The organism is Limnoraphis robusta CS-951 (assembly GCF_000972705.2).
The window spans coordinates 12,870-29,698 of the sequence record NZ_LATL02000253.1 but is presented as its reverse complement, the minus strand read 5'-3'; the positions used below and the strand labels follow the sequence as shown (position 1 = coordinate 29,698).

Sequence of the window (16,829 nt, the reverse complement as noted above, 5' to 3'; positions counted from 1 at the left end):
TTTTATGAAATCAAAGGAGTTTTTTTGATGTTAATATGGATTAAAATTTTAAAATCAGCCACTAAAAATCCCTTAACTGATTATTTGTCCTATCTCGTGAATTGGTGGAAAAACAAACTCAAATACAAAGATTTAGAACAGGGATATTACTCAAAACTCAATAACACTACAGTTGGAAATAACGTTAAACTCTATGAAAATGTTACCCTTTTAAATTCTGATATTGGCTCTTACACTTATATTTTATCCAATACTCGTATTTCTAGAGTTAATATTGGTAAGTTTTGTTGTATTGGTATCAACTGTATCATCGGTTTTGGAATTCATCCAACCCAAGATTTTGTATCTACTCATCCCATTTTCTACTCAACTTTAAAGCAAGGAGGAATTACATTTTCTGAGCAAAATTATTTTGAAGAAAGAAAAGAAATAAACATTGGAAATGATGTTTGGATTGGAGCAAATGTAACCATTTTAGATGGTGTAACAATTGGAGATGGATCTGTCATTGCAGCCGGAGCTGTTGTCAATAAGGACGTTCCACCTTATGCAATTGTTGGAGGAGTTCCAGCCAAACTAATCCGATACCGATTTGATGAAGAAACGATTAAATTTTTACTAAAGTTTCAATGGTGGAGCAAAGATGAAGAATGGTTAAGAAGTCATTTTAAAGATTTTCACAATATTATTACCTTCAAACAAAAGTATGCTAAAACAGAGTCAGTGCATCCAAATAGCACCCCATGAAAAATATTTTACTTTCAGCTTATGCCTGTCAACCGAATAAAGGTTCAGAACTCGGTTTTGGTTGGAATTGGGCTTGGTATTTGGCACAATTGGGTCACGAAGTTTGGGTTTTAACTCGTTCTCATGCGGAAAGTCAAGCGGCTTGGGAAGAAGTCTTAGCGACTCAACCCCTGCCAAATTTACACTTTTTTCCAGTTGATATCCCTAACCGTTTCAAACCTTATTTGAAGGGAAAAATCGGAGTTTATCTTCATTACTTAATTTGGCAAAGACAAGCTTATACAGTTGCCTTAAAACTGAATGAAAAGCACAATTTTGATCTGATTCATCATGTGACTTGGGGTAGTTTAACGGCGGGTTCTGAGCTTTGGCGTCTCAATAAACCGTTTATATTTGGGCCGGTTGGAGGGGGACAAATTGCACCACCAGCTTTCAAAAGTTACTTTTTAGATCAATGGCGAAGTGAAGCGTTTCGTTCTTTTGCTAATACTCAATTACTTCCTTTGAATTTAATTGCGCGTCAAACGGTTAGCCATGCAGATTTAATCTTAGCAACAAATCAAGATACCGCCCATTTAGCGAAACGTTTGGGTGCATCTTGGGTTGAATTGTTTCTAGATACTGGATTAGAAGAAAACTATTTTCCTGATTCACCGCCCAATCGAAGTCAAACTCAGCCTTTCAAGTTACTTTGGGTCGGTCGTTTATTTCATAGAAAAGGGTTACTATTAGCCCTAGAAGCTCTTGCAAAAGTTAACTCAGAAATCCCTATTCAATTAACAATTGTTGGAGGGGGTTCTCTTGATAAATATATTCCACAATGGCTGAAGGATTTACAACTTGAAAGCAAAGTTGAGGTGAAAGGTCAAATCTCTTGGACAGAAGTTAAACAGGAATATTTAACCAATGATGTTTTCTTATTTACAAGTTTAAGAGACTCATTTGGTTCACAATTAGTTGAAGCAATGGCTTATGCTTTACCTGTTATTGTTCTCAACCATCAAGGTGCAGGAGATTTAGTTCCCGATACAGCAGGAATTAAAGTTTCTGTAACTCAACCGAGTGAAACTGTAGCCGAATTAGCTTTAGCGATTGAATTGATGTATAAACATCCTCAAAAACGATGGGAGATGGGTCAACAAGGTTATGAATTTGCTCGACAACAAATTTGGTCAAAGAAGGCAATTTCTATTGATCACTATTATGAGCGTTTAATGAATTCTAAGAAGCATTAATTTTATCAACGTATAACTTATGGATAGCCGATCATCAAACTTAAAAAATCATTCCAAAAAAATCCTAATTTTGAATTTAGTCTCAACCGGGCATTATGCAAACTATCTGCAATATTTAATTGAATTTATTGCCCTAAAAAATCTCAAATATCAGCTTTGTATTATTGTCTTGAATGAATTTATTTCTAAACATCAAGAAGTCGTTAATCTAGCTTCCCAACTTCCGAATAAAAATTTAGAATTTATTACGATAAAACCGGAAGAAGAGGAAATTTTAAAGTCAACTCAGTCTAAAATTGGGCGTTTTGTTCGAGATTTCCAGGAATTTCGGTTATTATGTCGATATGCAAAATCTTTAGAAGCAACTCAAGGTTTGATGATGATCGCGGATCGCTACCTGCTACCTCTAGCCTTAGAAGGTTATAAGTTACCTTGTCCTGTATCTGGAATTTATTATCGACCTTCCTTTCATTACGTGAATTTTTCTGATGATCAACGCAGTCAAAAAGAACGAATTCAACATTTCCGAGAAAAACTAATCCTAACTCGCGTCATGCAACAACCTCAAGTTAAAACATTATTTGTACTCGATCCGTTTGTTGTGAATAATTTGAATCAAAATAATAATAGAGCAACAGCAGTCTATATGCCTGATCCGGTTAAAACTTACAATTTATCGGATCTAAATCTAGAAAAAATCAAAGAAGATTTGAATCTAAAACCGGATAAAAAAAGTTTTTTATTACTCGGAAGTTTGGGAGAACGTCGAGGAATTTATCAGCTTCTAGATGCAGTTAATTTGCTCCCCGATCACCTTTGTCACCAATTCTGTTTAGTTTTAGTTGGACAGATTATTCCCCAGGATCGTGATGCCGTAAAATCTAAAATTGCACAGCTCTCTCAAACAAAGCCTGTAGAGATTATTTGTAAATTTGAGTTTGTTTCTGAACAGGATGTTCATTGTTATTTTCACTTAGCTGATGTTATTCTATCTCCTCATCAGAAACATATTGGAATGAGCGGAACTCTAGTCTTAGCAGCAGCAGCTCAGAAACCTGTTCTCAGTTCAAATTATGGTTTAATGGGAAAACTTGTTCAAGACTATCATCTCGGTTTAACGCTTGACTCAACACAACCCAGTGAAATTGCTAAAGGTTTAACTCGATTTTTACAAGAACCCGAGACCGTATTATGCGATCGCACTCTAATGAAAAAATTTGCTGAACAGAACTCAGCCGAAAAGTTCGCTGACGTTATTTTTAATCATATCTAAGTTCATCAATCTCCTTTTGAAATCTTTTTATGAAACAAGTTTTAATTGTTCAAACCTTAGTCAAACAATATCGAGTTTCTTTCTTTGAGAAACTGTATCAAGCTCTTGACTCAGAAGGAATTAAATTGAGAGTCGCTTATGGAGATCCGAGTCAAGCCGAACTACAAAAATCAGATAATGTTGAATTAAATTCAGAAGTCGGACTCAAAGTTAAGAATTATTGGTTGTTTAAAGGTAAAATATTGTATCAACCTTTATGGAAAGAAATTCAACGATCAGATTTAATCATTGTTGAGCAAGCAAGCCGCCATGTCATTAATTATGTTTTGTTAGTTTTATCCGCTTTAAAACTCAAAAAAGTTGCTTTTTGGGGTCACGGTTGGGATCGACAAGCTGAACAGGAAAACTTTCAAGAATGGGTTAAACGAAAGGTGATTAATCGGGTTGATTGGTGGTTTGCTTACACAGAAGGAACTGCTCAATATTTGAGAGAACATAACGTCAAAAAAGATACCATCACAATTGTACAGAACTCGATAGATACTCAACAACTCCAAGACGATATACTCAGTATTACAGCCAATGAAATTGCCGAAGCAAAAGCCAAGTATCAGATCGAAGAACCGGATAAAATTGGATTATTTTGCGGGGGTTTATATCCCAATAAACATTGGAGATTTTTAATTGATTCAGGAAAACTAATTCACGAAAAAATTCCAAATTTTAAGCTGTTTATCCTCGGAAATGGCCCGGATCGTCAACAGCTTGAACAGATAGTCAGTGAATATCCTTGGATCTATTATGTAGGTTCTCAGTTTGAGCGAGAAAAAGCACTCTACTTTTCTTTGGCTGATGTCTTTTTAATTCCGGGTTTAGTGGGTTTAGCTATTCTAGATGCTTTTGTAGCGGGACTCCCTGTAATTACAACAGATCTCCCAATTCACAGTCCAGAAATTGAGTATTTAAGTTCAGGTATCAATGGTGTAATGACAGAACATAGTATAGAAGAATATGCTCAAGCTGTGATCAAAGTTATGAACGATCATGATTTTTATTTACAATTAAAAACAGGTGCTTTAATAACAGCAAAACAATATACAATAGAACAAATGGTTGATAATTTTAAGACGGGAATTTTGAAAGGCTTGAGTCCTAATGCTTAATCAGTAATTGAATTTGATGATAAAAACATTTTTAGAGGACAACAGATGCACATCCTTATTTCTGCATTAAGTCGGTTTACTCAACCCACCGGTTTATGTCGAGGCGCTGCAAATTTAGCAAAATGTTTAGCTGCTTCCGAACAAGTTGAACAAATTACCTTCGTTTTGGGAAGTTGGCAAAGACAATATTTTGAAGAAGATTTTCAGCTCAATTCTGATAAAATAAAAGTCCTACAAATTGAGATCAAAAATACTTCCTTGAAGCGGAACCTCTGGTTTATGTTTGAACTGCCAAAACTCGTCAATAAACTCAAGCCCAATATTGCTCACTTTTCCTTTCCAATTCCTTTTTTAAACTTTTTATTTTCAGTGCCTGTTGTTTCGACGATTCACGATTTTTATCCCTATGAAAAACCCGAAAACTTTGGCTTTCCAAATTATCTGTTTAATCAGCTTTTTACCTACCTGGCTGTGATCAATAGTGATGGAATTGTCTGTGTTTCTCAAGAGACTCTAAACCGACTGCAATACTATTTTCCCAAAGTCTATGCTCAAGGCAAAAATCGTGTAGTTTATAACTATGTTGACTTTGAAAATACTCAACCCAAACTTCCAATTAAACTCAATTTAGAGAACCGTCCTTTTATTCTCAGTGTAGCTCAACATCGTAAAAATAAAAATTTACATTTATTGATTCAAGCCTATGCTAAACTAATAGAAGAAAAACGAGATATCGCTCCCTCAACTCAACTCATTTTAGTGGGAAGTACAGGCCCAGAAACAGGGAATTTAATCGAACTTATTCATACAAAATCCCTGGGTGATCGAGTGCTTCTAACCTCATCCATTGATGATGAACAGTTGTGCTGGCTTTATCAAAATTGTCAGCTAGTAGTTTGTCCTTCTTCAACAGAAGGGTTTTGTTTACCCCTAGCAGAAGCCCTCTATTTTTCGAGTCGAGTAGTTTGTTCAGATATCCCGATATTTCGAGAAGTGGGGGCTTCTGACTGCTTTTATTTCGACTTAGATGATGATCCCGTTCACAATCTGTCTCAAGCAATTATTAACGCCTTAAAACAGCCTCGCCCCCAACTCCCTCCTGATGAGTTTCGCTTCTCAAAAACGACTGCAATGACACAATATTTAGAGTTTTACTCAAGTTTATTTTGAGGAGATTCATCTCAACGTAACTAAAGACTTTATCAACAAGACTCTGGATGTTTTACCCAAATCTATTCAAGGTTCTTTAAAATATTTATATGATGAGTTTATCAGGTAGGAGCGGTAAATTGGCAATTCATTAATTTCCCAAACAATCCGCTCCAATCCTATTAAAAAAATCAACGACAACCCAAAGAATATCGAGTTTCAACCCCGGTTTTTGGATTAACACCACTGGCTCTTTTACACAGTTGTCGAAGCTGTTCTCGATCTAAAAGAGCCTCGCTAAAATCTGCACCTGTGATGTTTGTATTTTTAAAAGTCGAACCCAAAAATAGAGCTTCTGTAAAGATAGAATTACTCAAATCCGCATCACTAAAATCAACCTGATCCAACATTCCGTAGGTCAAATCTGCACCCCGCATATTAACTTTTTGCATAATCGCTTTGCTAAAAATTGACCCAACTAACTGAGAATTGTCAAAGGTAGCAGACTCTAAATTTGAGTTAGCAAACTCCGCCGCCGGAAGCGTTTGATTAGAAAAATCCCGTCCTTGTAAGAGGCTATGATTAAAAAATAAACCCGATGGGTTCTCCTCAGCCCATGCCGTTAAAGGCCAACAGAACAACACCAGTGTTGCAATAACAGCGATGAATCCTCGAATCATCCTAAAATCTCCTATTCAAATGTAGTCTCTCATTCCAGCATAGCGATTCTCGGATACAGATGCTGAAAAAATCGGTGAATTTGCTAAAATTACAAGGTACTGATAGAGTTGAGCTTTCCTATGCTGAATTTCTTTCTAACGTGGGTACTTTCGGCGATTGCGCTTTGGATTACCGCTTATCTGGTACCGGGCTTAACCATTGCGAGTTGGCAAGCCGCAGCCATTGGTGTTGTGGTTATGGGGTTAGTAAATGCGATTGTCAAACCGATTTTAATTCTGTTTACACTGCCTTTAACCTTGCTGACTTTAGGGTTATTTCTACTGGTGATTAACGCCATTTCCCTTTCATTAGTCGGATATTTTACACCAGGATTTGACGTTGCAGGATTTTTCCCTGCGTTGTTCGGTTCGATTGTTTTATCCCTAGTTTCTGGTTTAATTGATCGAGTTTTTTCTCGCACCACTCAAGAACTGTAAACCGTTTTTGATTGATTAGAAGACAACACAATTTCCTCACACTCCACTTGACTCCTCTGAACGTTTAGGAGGTTAACATTGTTCAAAGCCTAAATATCCTCTCGGGGTAATCATCCAATTTTCCAGAAACGCTGTACTTTGATTGCCAATTAAAACCGTAGTCAACATATCAACAGAAACTTCCGTTAATTGCCCTAAAGTCGTTAACGTAATCTGTTCATCTTCTCGATAAGCAGAACGCACAATTGCTACGGGAGTTTGTGGAGAACGAAACTGTAAAAAAATCGCCTGAGCCTGATATAATTGTTCGGTACGACTGCGCGATCGCGGATTATATAAAGCACAGACAAAATCAGCCATTGCAGCCGCTTTTAAGCGCTTTTCAATCACCTCCCAAGGCGTCAACAAATCACTCAAACTAATCGCGCAAAAATCGTGCATCAAGGGCGCACCCACCCGAGAAGCGGCCGCTTGCAACGCACTAATCCCCGGAAACACTTGTACTGCTGGCGTTTGCCCTTGCCAACCTTGGGCGCGAAGTTCTTCAAACACTAACCCCGCCATCCCGTAAATCCCACAATCCCCCGAAGACACCACCGCCACCGTTAACCCCCATTCAGCCAAGAAAATCGCTCGTTCAGCCCGAAGACGTTCTTGGGTAATGGGATAGGATTCAACAATTTGCCCTGGACGCAACAACGGCGCAATTAACTCCAAATACAGCGAATACCCAATCACCACATCCGCCTGAGTCACTGCGGTTTGGGCGGCGGGAGTCATTTGATTGAGTTGACCGGGGCCAATACCAATCAGCAATAATTGTCCCTTGCGTCCGGTATATTCTCGTTGGCTTTGGGCAATGGCCACCGTTACCGCCTGACCGATTCTTGGCTGTTCGGAGGGTTGAGGATGACGATAAATCTGTTTAGTCACCAGTAACGTTTCGACTCCAGCCACTTGTAAGGCGGCAGCTTCAGCAACACTGGGCGTTCCCACCTCTTGACGAACAATATCAGAAGGCGTCGGCACCGTCACCTGACGCAACACTTCGGCATCAAACGTGCGTAACGGCCAATCGCGCTCTTGACAAAGTTCCACTAATCCGGTTTCATCGGCTTTGAGATCAATCGTGGCAATTCCGGCAATCGCTTCACAAGCGAGTTGATGAGTCTCTAAGACTTCTAAAATTGCCTTTTCAATCACCATTTTGGGGGTATGGCGTTCACAACCCACACCCACCCACAGGACTCGCGGATGCCATTGGACTTGGGGTAAATCGGTGGAAAGTGGTCGCGCTTTGGGGCTAATCCAGATTTTGGCTTGAGGAGTTGAGGTTGAGGTAAAATCAAAGGGATGATCTGCGGGGAGATGCTGTTGCCAAAGCGTAGAACCTGCTTCTTGCTGAACTTGTAGCGTTTTTTGTTGGGCTAACGCCGCACTCACACCTGTCCAGTCTCCGGCTCCTCGTTTCCAGCCAAACGGCACCCCTAAAACATCAATTCCGGGGAGTTTCAAAGCGTTTGCGGCACCGGTTAATATAGGAGTTGCGCCCAGTTGACGGGCCACGAGTTGGGCGAGTTGATCCGCGCCGCCAATATGACCACTACAGACACTAATCACAAACTGGCCGCTTTCGTCAACCACAATCACCGCCGGATCGCTGGATTTATGCTGTAATAGGGGGGAAATCAGGCGGACAACGGCCCCTAAAGCCAGACAGAAGATAATAGCGCGATGACTTGACCAGAGTTGCGGTAGGAGTTGGCGCAGAGAGTCGGGATAGGTTTGGCTGCCGGGGATGTCGCCCAAGGATTGAGGCAGGTACAGCGTCACATCGGAAGTCTGACACAACGGTTGTAGTCGTTGGGCTGCGTTGGGGGTTGTAGCGATCGCAGCAATGGGCTGAAATGCAATCAGTTGTGATGGACTCATCGAATTTTGGAATTGATGCGCGATTCAGTTATTATATTAATCTTAATTATAAGTTGTAATTTGGGATTTTTGATTGCAGATTTGGGTCATATCTAATAGGCCATCGGGGGTCGGACTTTATGTCTGAGAAAGCAAACTTATTTCTAAATTTGAAGACTTTCAAGGATTTTTACTCGGAAGAAGTCGAACTCATCTGTGAATATTTTTCAATTCATAAGTTTTTTGACCTACAAGAGATTATGCCCAAAACTGGACGTGATACTTCTTTTGGAGTGATTCTCAGTGGAGAAATTAGTATTATCGAGGATCATCGGGACAACTCGACGCGCACAACCGGGGACTTCTTAGGGGAAATGGCACTCTTGGAGTCAATCTCTCGTCAAGCCGATTTTATTGCGGCCAGTGATGGTACGATTGCGATTATGACCTTTGATGATATTGAAAACCTCAAACATAAACGTCCTCACTTAGCGGTTAAATTAATTCATCGTGTTACCCAGGCCGCCGTTGAGGGAATTCGCAGAAGCGGAATCAGGGCGAATCGTAAATATATGATTCTCATGGCAGATGAAACGAAAATCTCCGAGTTGGTAAACTGGGTAGAGAAGGAAATTGATATTTTGTCGAATGTACCGATTTTAGCGCCGGAATGGGTTGCTCAAATTTTAAAGCAGAAAGTCAATCTGAGCGTTAAACAAGTGATTCGTCCCAATCTTTTAGTCGGAGGGTCAGATACAATTGGTGTACAAATTATCTTAGGAAATATCAAGGCAGTGATTTGTTTGAGAGAACCTTTAATTCGCCGGCCAAATCTAGCTTCCTTAGAGGCTATTTTTAGACTTTGTGATACTTATCAGGTTATTTGTGCAACCAATATCCAAACTGCACGAGCAATTTTACCCACATTTACTTAAACTCTAATCAATCAAGGATAAAATGATGAAAAAGCGAATTTTAATTTTAGGAGGACGAGGGAGAGTCGGCCAGAGTGTGGCTCAAGATATCATTAATTTTACCCCAGAGGTTGAGATTACGATTACGGGCAGAAAGACCTTAGAAAAAAAGCCCTTTATTGATTCAAGGATGGAGTTTTTAGAATTAGATTTGGCGGATAAAAACAAGTTAATCTCAGCCATTTCATCCGTTGATTTGGTGATTCATTGTGCGGGGCCGTTTCATTATCGGGATGCAGGTGTTTTAGAATTGTGCATCGAAGCTGGCGTGAATTATATTGATGTCAGTGACAATCGTAGCTTTACTTTAAAGGCTTTAAACCATAAAGAAGCGGCTCAAAAAAACGGAATAACCGCTATTATTAATACAGGTATTTTTCCCGGCATTTCAAACAGTTTAGTCCGTCTCGGGGTGGAACAACTAGATCAAGTTGAAACGATTCATTTGAGTTATGTTGTTGGGGGTTCGGGCGGGGCAGGAATTACCGTTATGCGAACCACTTTTCTCGGGTTACAGCGTCCCTTTGAAGTCTGGAAAAATAGCCAATGGCAACAGGTTAAACCCTATAGCGATCGCGAAGTCATTAAATTTCCCGCACCCTATGGTAAACTCAGTGTCTATTGGTTTGATATGCCGGAATGTTTCACCCTGGCTCAATCTTTTGACGTGAAAACAGTTGTGACTAAATTCGGCACTTTTCCTGACTTTTATAATCATTTAACCAAAATGGTAGCTGATCAATGGCCGCCCAGTTGGTTACAAAATACGGCAGTGATTGAGTTTCTTTCTCAAGTCAGTTATGCGATGACAACTGTTACCGATTATTTTAGTGGAATTGGGGTAGCTGTCCGATCATCAGCGCAAGGTTATAAAGACCAAAAACCTGTTGAATTTTGTTCAACGTTTACCCATGAAAATACAGCCGTCGCCGCCGGAATTGGAACCGGAAGTGTTGCTCAATTAATCCTCACCAATCAACTTCAGAAACCCGGAGTTTGGCCGATTGAACAAGCGTTACCAACAGATTTATTTCAAAAAACTCTCCATCAACGTCATGTTACAATTCAATCGGCTTATTTAAGCTAAGTTGAATTAACCCAAGTCTAAATATTCTGGCTGAGAAGAGAGAGGAAAAGCTTGATAAATCACACAATCTCGTCCCTGTTGTTTGGCTTTATAGAGTGCTTCATCTGCCGCTACTATCAAATCAGAGGGCGAATAATTCGGATGAGGAACCACAGTAGAAACCCCTGAACTCACGGTAATACAATCGGCAATTTTAGATTGAGAATGGGGAATATTTAGAGATTTTATTTCCTGTCGAATGGCTTCAGCAACCTTAACCGCCCCTTTAGCTTGAGTATTGGGAAGAATAATCACAAATTCTTCTCCACCGTAACGAGCAACTAAATCTCCGGGACGTTTAACTTGTTGACGAATGGCATCAGCAACCGTTCGTAAACAATCATCACCCGCCGGATGACCATATTGATCATTATAGTTTTTAAAATAGTCTACATCACACAAAATTAAAGATAAAAATTGCTGTTCTCGCATCATTCTCAGCCATTCATGGATTAAATATTCATCAAATTGACGACGATTTGATAATTGAGTCAAACTATCTGTAACCGCTAAACGCTGTAACTCTTGATTGGCTTGTTGCAGTTCTCCGGCTAATCGCTGTAACGCCTCGTTCATTTGTTGAAGTTTGAAGGTTTGTTCTTGAATTTTTTTATCTTTAATATAACAGTTAACTGCTTCAACCACTGTTAATCTTAAATCCTCAGATTCCCAGGGTTTCGCAATATATCGATAGAGTTTTGCATATTTTATCGCATTACCGAGAGCAGGTAAATCCGCTTCTCCAGTTAGCAATATTTTTAAGGTTTTAGGATATCTTTCATGGATGACTCCCAGCAGTTCATCTCCCTTCATTCCCGGCATTAAATAGTCGGATAAAACCACTGCAATTTCTGAATTTTCTTCTTCAAGTTCATCTAAAAGTTCTAAAGCCTCTTCTCCGCCTTCGGCAATTTCAATCAAACATTGATTTCCTAATGCTTTTCTCAGTTCAATTTTTAAGCTTTCCAAAATAGTTGCTTCATCATCGACACAAATCACCACTGGTCTACTCATAATCCTGATAATGCTGATAATTCTTTAACCCTGATTGAATGGTGGCAATCAGTTCTTCACTGTTCCAAGGCTTAGATAAGCATCGATACAAATTCGCTTGCTCTATTGCCTGTTGAATTGCCTCCATATCTGCTTGTCCAGTCAGCATGATTTTTAAAACATTGGGGAATTTTTGATGAACTTTAATTAAAAATTCATCCCCTTTCATTCCCGGCATTAACCAATCCGAAACAATCACGACAACATTAGTATTGTCTTCCGAAAGTTCCTCTAAAATCTCCCAAGCTTCATCAGAACTTTCAGCCATTTCATAGCCATAAGTATCTCGGAAAGCGTTTTTGAGTTGAATTTTTAAACTATCTAAAACGACAGGTTCATCATCCACACACAAAATAACAGGTTTAGGCATAATGGCTGACCTCAGTTGAGTATTTTGATTAACTCGGAATGGGCAAACACACAGTAAAGGTTGTTTCACCGGGAACAGATTTGACTTCTATTGTACCTTTATGTTTTTCAATAATTTTTTTGACAATATCTAACCCCAGTCCACTGCCTTGACCTGCGGGTTTTGTGGTGAAAAAAGGCTCAAAAATTTTGGATTGAATTTCTGGAGAAATTCCCCCACCATTATCCGTAATCTGAATGAGTAGCCTGTCGCTTTGATTAATCACATTAATGGTCAACGTTCCTTGATAATTCATGGCTTGTAAAGCGTTGTGAATCAGATTTGTCCAGACTTGATTTAACTCGTCAGGATAACATAAAATTGCAGGCAAGGAATCTGGATAATCTCTGATCACGTCTATGCCTTGTTTGATATAATTTTGATAGAGCGTTAATATGGTTTCTATGCCCTCGATAATATTCGCTTCTATCGGATTGCCTAAATGATCATATCGGGCATAAGTTTTTAAGGCAAATACAACCTTTGCGGCTCTATCTGTCGCTGTTTTTATCGTGTTAGCACTTCTTTGAATACTGGAAATTTTATAGGCTAAATTTAACACTTTTTCCCCATCTTGAGCTTGTATGAGTGATGCAATAAAGGCCGAATCCTCCAAAATACCCAGATCAACGAGTGTATCAGCTACAGTCTCGGCATTGCTAATATTGTAAGCTTCGAGTTGACGAGTCAAAGTCCGTCGGGCTTGACGTTTTTCTTTGTTAGAATAAGAAACCGTTTGTTCTAAGGACTGCTGACACAGCGTAAACAAATCTTTTTGTCGTTCAGGACTCAAAGTTTGTAAAACTTTTGGCAGATTTCCTAAACTATCATTAAAGAATGCTGTAATATTTTCGATAGAAGAACGAATCGCACCAAGAGGGGTATTAATTTCATGGGCAATTCCCGCCACTAACTGTCCCAAAGCTGCCATTTTTTCAGACTGAACCAGTTGATTTTGAGTGGTTTTGAGTTGTTCGACGGCGATTTCTAACTCTTGATTTTTTTCAAGCAAATTCTTTTGGAGATAATGAATTTTCAAATGCGTTTCGACTCGGGCTAACACCTCTTGAACTTGAAAAGGCTTAGTAATATAATCAACACCTCCCGCTTCAAAGGCTCTGACTTTATCAGAAACGTCATCTATCGCACTAATAAAAATCACCGGAACATCTTGACTGTGCTTGTTTGCTTTTAAGCGTTGACACACTTCATAACCATTCAGATCCGGCATCATTACATCCAGTAAAATCAGATCAGGTAGTAATAATTCAATACCGGATAATGCTAACTCTCCATTGGGAATTAATCTAACTTTATACCCTTCATTTCTGAGAATATTACCCAACAATCGCAAATTATCCGGCGTATCATCAACAACAACAATATTTCCTTTATGTGTTTTTTCGGTTAATGAAGTCATGTTAAATTTCCTAATTTTATTCTTCCCTAACTAAGAGTTAAAAAAGGGATTTTATACAAAGGTTTAAAATGAAAATTAGAGACTCTCTAGTGATCTGCTTTCTCCAAATTTTGGGGTAGAATTCCATCCTCAGTGATCTGATGATATACAATCTGTTTGCAATTTGACAGACTGCACCTCACCGTTCTCTAATTCTACTATAGCTAAATCTTCAAAAAAGGCAAAAAAATCCAGAAATCAAGATTCTGGAGACTGTCGTTCTTTCCCATTTGAATTATTACATTAGTTACATAGAGGTTTCAAGTTCCTGAATGCGATTAACTGCATCTCGATAGGAAGCTTCTCGTCCGAGTTGGCGATACAGTTGGGCGGCTTGTTTAAAATCTGCGATCGCCAAATCCAACTTTTTTAGCTCTAAATAAGCCAACCCCCGATTATAATAAGCATCAGCATAACCAGGATTTAAACGAATCGCTTCGGTATAATCAGGAATCGGATTTGAACCGCGAACGGTTCCCACTTCTGAGGTAAAATTAGCCGCTAATACAGTTCGAGCCAAACCCAAATTAAAATAAGCTTCGGGGAGATTCGGATCATGTTTCAAGGCTTGATTAAAATCCTCAATCGCCTCCCAAGCATAGCCCTGATCTAAAAACGTTAAACCTCGAAAAAAGAAGGTTTTCGCATCAGCAGGATTATCCAGCGATAACGTCGAATCAGTCGCCGTTGTTGGCGTGTCATCGAACTGAATATCCTCAAGTTTTAATTGAGTTTCTGATAACTGTCGAATAAATAAATTAATCGGAATTGCCGCATTAAATCCCGTTTTAATCGGTGCCACATCACCGGAACTGGTTTGAGCAAATCCAAACTCCCCTTGTCCGTGTAAACCCACCACACGCCCCGCCGCATCAAACACAGGGCCGCCACTCATGCCGCTCCAAGTAACAGCTTGATAGCGCAAATTGTATCCTTCTGGGCGACTTTTTGGGCGACTGGTGACTAATCCCGGTGAGAGTTCAGGTTCTCGTTCCGCCCCCGTTAATCCTCCCGTCGCCGGATATCCATAAACATAAATTTGAGCGCCAATTACAGCCTGTTCAGAATCCCCTAACATCGCCACTGTGTAATCAGAATTACTCTCAAACTCAACAATTGCTAAATCTGGTTCTGTGTTATCAGTTTGTAGGCGAATCACCTGTTTAACTAAATGATTTTCGCCGTCATGGGTGCGAATACTGTAATCGGTACTCGCATCTTCAACCACATGATTCACCGTCAAAACCGTGTATTTCTGACCAGCTTTGGCGATAATTACACCCGATCCATCGCCCAAGGTACTATTAATTTGTACGGTAATTAATGCAGCAATTTCCGCGACTTCTTGAGCCGATTTTGCGACAACAATCTGCTGCTGGCTAATCACTATAGCCGCAACCGTTATTGTCCCTAACAAAATCTGTGTTAAATCACTTTGTTGAAATCGATTAAAACTCATAGTTTCACCCCCAAGGGAGAATATCAATTTTTTGGTCTTAAGAATTACCCTGAATAGTTCTCTGTCCCAATTCCCAGGCAACAATCGCCTCAGTTAACCCTTCTAAAGTATATTCTTTTGCTTCAATATCCAAGCGGCCTAACAAACGGTAACAAGTTTCCGAGGTTTGCGGCCCAATAGAAGCAATACAAACTCCCTCTAATAGATTCTGCCCAATTGATGCAATTAAATCACAAAAATTCTTCACAGTTTTAGAACTCGCAAAAGTAATCACATCAATTTTATGCTGTTGCAAAGCCTCTAATACATCAGGAGCGATCGCATCAGGACATCTAGACTCATAAGCCGGAACTTCCACCACCTCCGCACCTTGTTGGGTTAACTCCTGTACTAACACATCTCGCCCCCCAGTTTCTACTCTAGGAAACAAAATTCGTTTTCCCGCTAGGGACTCAGGAAAATGAGAAACTAAAGAATCAGCCACAAAATCCGGGGGGATAAAATCCGGTTTTAGTCCGTATTGTTTTAAACTGTCAGCCGTTTTTTTCCCCACAACGGCGATTTGAGTTTGAGCGAGGGCGCGAGTATCTTTTTGGTGGGTTTTCAATCGTTCAAAAAAGAAATTAACCCCATTTGCAGACGTGAGAATTAACCAATTAAAATAACCTGGAGAAGTTGCATCAAAATGAGCGATCGCTTCATCTAAAGCCGCCCAACTCGAAGGCGGGCCAATCACTAAAGCAGGCATTTCGATCACCGTTGCCCCTTCTGCGGTTAACAGTTGGGAAAATTTACTCGATTGTCCTTCCGCACGAGTGACTAAAATGGTTTTTGCAGAAAGAGGTTTTTGAGAATTGGGCATAGAATAGACAGGAGATTGTAGGAAATTTCGTAATCGTACCACTTCTCCGACAACAATAACGCAAGGGGAAAGAGAATAGTTAGCTGTCTTTTCAATCATATCGCTTAAAGTTCCCACCCAAACCTGTTGTTGAGGACGTCCTCCTTCGCGGATAATGGCAATTGGGGTTTGAGGCGATCGCCCATTTTGTTGTAATTGCTGGATAATTTCTATTAGATTCCGACTTCCCATTAAAATCACTAACGTCTCAATTTTTGCAACCGTTTTCCAGTCTATTACTTCAGGTTCGTGAGCGGTTAATACGGCAAAACAACGACTGATCATTACATCGGTTAGGGGAATTCCAGCCAGTAGCGGCGCCGCCAATGCCGAAGAAATACCGGGAACAACTTCAAAGGCACAATTGGCTGCAATTAAGGCTTGAATTTCCCCTGTTGTCCGTCCAAAAATAAACGGATCACCGCCTTTGAGTCGCAAAACTTGTTTTCCTTGCTGACAATATTTGACTAAAAGCTGATTAATTTCAGCCTGGGGAGTGCTGGGTTTTCCGCCTCGTTTACCGACATCAAGTTTTAGGCAATTTGTTGGAATCAGTTGCAAGATAGAATCATCAACCAAAGCATCATAAACGATGACTTCAGCTTGGGTCAAAAGTTGATGCGATCGCACAGTTAGATAAGCGACATCTCCTAATCCTGCACCCACCAAATAAACTTTTCCTGGTTTTGAGGTTTTCATTTCTATTTTGACGTTTATATTCATTTTTAACCGTTTTTTTGACGTTAACATCCAATTGTTAAATTGTCACAATGACCTTTATATTTATTCATTTTTTGTGCAATCTTGCGCTCC

15 protein-coding genes are annotated in these 16,829 nt (G+C 39.6%); 8 read left to right on the top strand and 7 right to left on the bottom strand.

Going from position 1 to position 16,829, the window contains the following annotated elements:
- The first annotated feature begins 27 nt into the window (after nt 1-27).
- Genes WN50_RS21505 through WN50_RS21485 form a run of 5 tightly spaced genes read left to right on the top strand, consistent with a single transcriptional unit; the run spans nt 28 to nt 5,588 of the window.
- On the top strand, nt 28-747 hold the full coding sequence (locus WN50_RS21505; protein WP_072075606.1) for a CatB-related O-acetyltransferase: 720 nt from the start codon (nt 28-30) through the stop codon (nt 745-747).
- Nucleotides 744-1,982, top strand: coding sequence for a glycosyltransferase family 4 protein (locus WN50_RS21500; protein ID WP_046279664.1), 1,239 nt, complete (start codon nt 744-746; stop codon nt 1,980-1,982). The genes WN50_RS21505 and WN50_RS21500 overlap by 4 nt, the downstream gene beginning before the upstream one ends.
- Before the next feature lie 19 nt (nt 1,983-2,001).
- Nucleotides 2,002-3,255: a glycosyltransferase gene (locus WN50_RS21495; protein WP_049560214.1), complete on the top strand. Its 1,254-nt coding sequence runs from the start codon at nt 2,002-2,004 to the stop codon at nt 3,253-3,255.
- A gap of 29 nt (nt 3,256-3,284) precedes the next feature.
- Nucleotides 3,285-4,418 (top strand): glycosyltransferase family 4 protein, encoded by a 1,134-nt coding sequence (locus WN50_RS21490; protein ID WP_046276623.1) that lies wholly within the window; start codon nt 3,285-3,287, stop codon nt 4,416-4,418.
- Between the two features lie 45 nt (nt 4,419-4,463).
- A complete protein-coding gene (locus WN50_RS21485; RefSeq protein ID WP_046276622.1) occupies nt 4,464-5,588 on the top strand; it encodes a glycosyltransferase family 4 protein in 1,125 nt (374 codons plus the stop codon).
- Between the two features lie 170 nt (nt 5,589-5,758).
- Here the strand turns inward: WN50_RS21485 and WN50_RS21480 are convergent, their stop codons facing one another.
- On the bottom strand, nt 5,759-6,247 hold the full coding sequence (locus WN50_RS21480) for a pentapeptide repeat-containing protein (RefSeq protein WP_046276621.1): 489 nt from the start codon (nt 6,245-6,247) through the stop codon (nt 5,759-5,761).
- A 120-nt stretch (nt 6,248-6,367) separates the two neighbouring features.
- On the opposite strand from WN50_RS21480, the gene WN50_RS21475 reads away from it, so the two are divergent.
- Nucleotides 6,368-6,724, top strand: a complete 357-nt coding sequence (locus WN50_RS21475) for a phage holin family protein (RefSeq protein WP_046276620.1) — start codon at nt 6,368-6,370, stop codon at nt 6,722-6,724.
- Nucleotides 6,725-6,796: 72 nt separating this feature from the next.
- Here the strand turns inward: WN50_RS21475 and cobJ are convergent, their stop codons facing one another.
- Nucleotides 6,797-8,656, bottom strand: coding sequence for a precorrin-3B C(17)-methyltransferase (gene cobJ / locus WN50_RS21470; RefSeq protein WP_049560199.1), 1,860 nt, complete (start codon nt 8,654-8,656; stop codon nt 6,797-6,799).
- A gap of 119 nt (nt 8,657-8,775) precedes the next feature.
- Here cobJ and WN50_RS21465 point away from each other — a divergent pair, with 119 nt between their 5' ends.
- Nucleotides 8,776-9,570, top strand: coding sequence for a cyclic nucleotide-binding domain-containing protein (locus WN50_RS21465; protein ID WP_046276619.1), 795 nt, complete (start codon nt 8,776-8,778; stop codon nt 9,568-9,570).
- A 25-nt stretch (nt 9,571-9,595) separates the two neighbouring features.
- Complete coding sequence (locus WN50_RS21460; RefSeq protein ID WP_046276618.1) at nt 9,596-10,696, top strand: saccharopine dehydrogenase family protein; 1,101 nt, start codon at nt 9,596-9,598, stop codon at nt 10,694-10,696.
- Nucleotides 10,697-10,702: 6 nt separating this feature from the next.
- On the opposite strand, the gene WN50_RS21455 is transcribed toward WN50_RS21460, so the two are convergent.
- From WN50_RS21455 to cobA, 5 genes are all read right to left on the bottom strand, one after another.
- The gene (locus tag WN50_RS21455) at nt 10,703-11,749 is read right to left on the bottom strand and encodes a diguanylate cyclase domain-containing protein (RefSeq protein WP_046276617.1); all 1,047 of its coding nucleotides are present in this window, start codon (nt 11,747-11,749) and stop codon (nt 10,703-10,705) included.
- Entirely contained in the window at nt 11,742-12,158 is a 417-nt protein-coding gene (locus WN50_RS21450; protein ID WP_046276616.1) for a response regulator, read from the bottom strand. The genes WN50_RS21455 and WN50_RS21450 overlap by 8 nt, the downstream gene beginning before the upstream one ends.
- A gap of 28 nt (nt 12,159-12,186) precedes the next feature.
- Nucleotides 12,187-13,617, bottom strand: a complete 1,431-nt coding sequence (locus WN50_RS21445; protein ID WP_046276615.1) for a response regulator — start codon at nt 13,615-13,617, stop codon at nt 12,187-12,189.
- A gap of 286 nt (nt 13,618-13,903) precedes the next feature.
- Nucleotides 13,904-15,115 carry a trypsin-like peptidase domain-containing protein gene (locus WN50_RS21440; RefSeq protein ID WP_046276614.1) on the bottom strand — a complete coding sequence of 404 codons (1,212 nt, stop codon included), beginning with the start codon at nt 15,113-15,115 and terminating at the stop codon, nt 13,904-13,906.
- A 37-nt stretch (nt 15,116-15,152) separates the two neighbouring features.
- Nucleotides 15,153-16,739, bottom strand: a complete 1,587-nt coding sequence (cobA, locus tag WN50_RS21435) for a uroporphyrinogen-III C-methyltransferase (RefSeq protein ID WP_425354834.1) — start codon at nt 16,737-16,739, stop codon at nt 15,153-15,155.
- Between the last annotated feature and the right edge of the window lie 90 nt (nt 16,740-16,829).

Coding starts and splice junctions, on each gene's coding strand:
- WN50_RS21505 (WP_072075606.1), top strand. CDS start 28: ATGTTAATATGGATTAAAATTTTAAAATCAGCCACTAAAAATCCCTTA.
- WN50_RS21500 (WP_046279664.1), top strand. CDS start 744: ATGAAAAATATTTTACTTTCAGCTTATGCCTGTCAACCGAATAAAGGT.
- WN50_RS21495 (WP_049560214.1), top strand. CDS start 2,002: ATGGATAGCCGATCATCAAACTTAAAAAATCATTCCAAAAAAATCCTA.
- WN50_RS21490 (WP_046276623.1), top strand. CDS start 3,285: ATGAAACAAGTTTTAATTGTTCAAACCTTAGTCAAACAATATCGAGTT.
- WN50_RS21485 (WP_046276622.1), top strand. CDS start 4,464: ATGCACATCCTTATTTCTGCATTAAGTCGGTTTACTCAACCCACCGGT.
- WN50_RS21480 (WP_046276621.1), bottom strand. CDS start 6,247: ATGATTCGAGGATTCATCGCTGTTATTGCAACACTGGTGTTGTTCTGT.
- WN50_RS21475 (WP_046276620.1), top strand. CDS start 6,368: ATGCTGAATTTCTTTCTAACGTGGGTACTTTCGGCGATTGCGCTTTGG.
- cobJ (WP_049560199.1), bottom strand. CDS start 8,656: ATGAGTCCATCACAACTGATTGCATTTCAGCCCATTGCTGCGATCGCT.
- WN50_RS21465 (WP_046276619.1), top strand. CDS start 8,776: ATGTCTGAGAAAGCAAACTTATTTCTAAATTTGAAGACTTTCAAGGAT.
- WN50_RS21460 (WP_046276618.1), top strand. CDS start 9,596: ATGAAAAAGCGAATTTTAATTTTAGGAGGACGAGGGAGAGTCGGCCAG.
- WN50_RS21455 (WP_046276617.1), bottom strand. CDS start 11,749: ATGAGTAGACCAGTGGTGATTTGTGTCGATGATGAAGCAACTATTTTG.
- WN50_RS21450 (WP_046276616.1), bottom strand. CDS start 12,158: ATGCCTAAACCTGTTATTTTGTGTGTGGATGATGAACCTGTCGTTTTA.
- WN50_RS21445 (WP_046276615.1), bottom strand. CDS start 13,617: ATGACTTCATTAACCGAAAAAACACATAAAGGAAATATTGTTGTTGTT.
- WN50_RS21440 (WP_046276614.1), bottom strand. CDS start 15,115: ATGAGTTTTAATCGATTTCAACAAAGTGATTTAACACAGATTTTGTTA.
- cobA (WP_425354834.1), bottom strand. CDS start 16,739: ATGAATATAAACGTCAAAATAGAAATGAAAACCTCAAAACCAGGAAAA.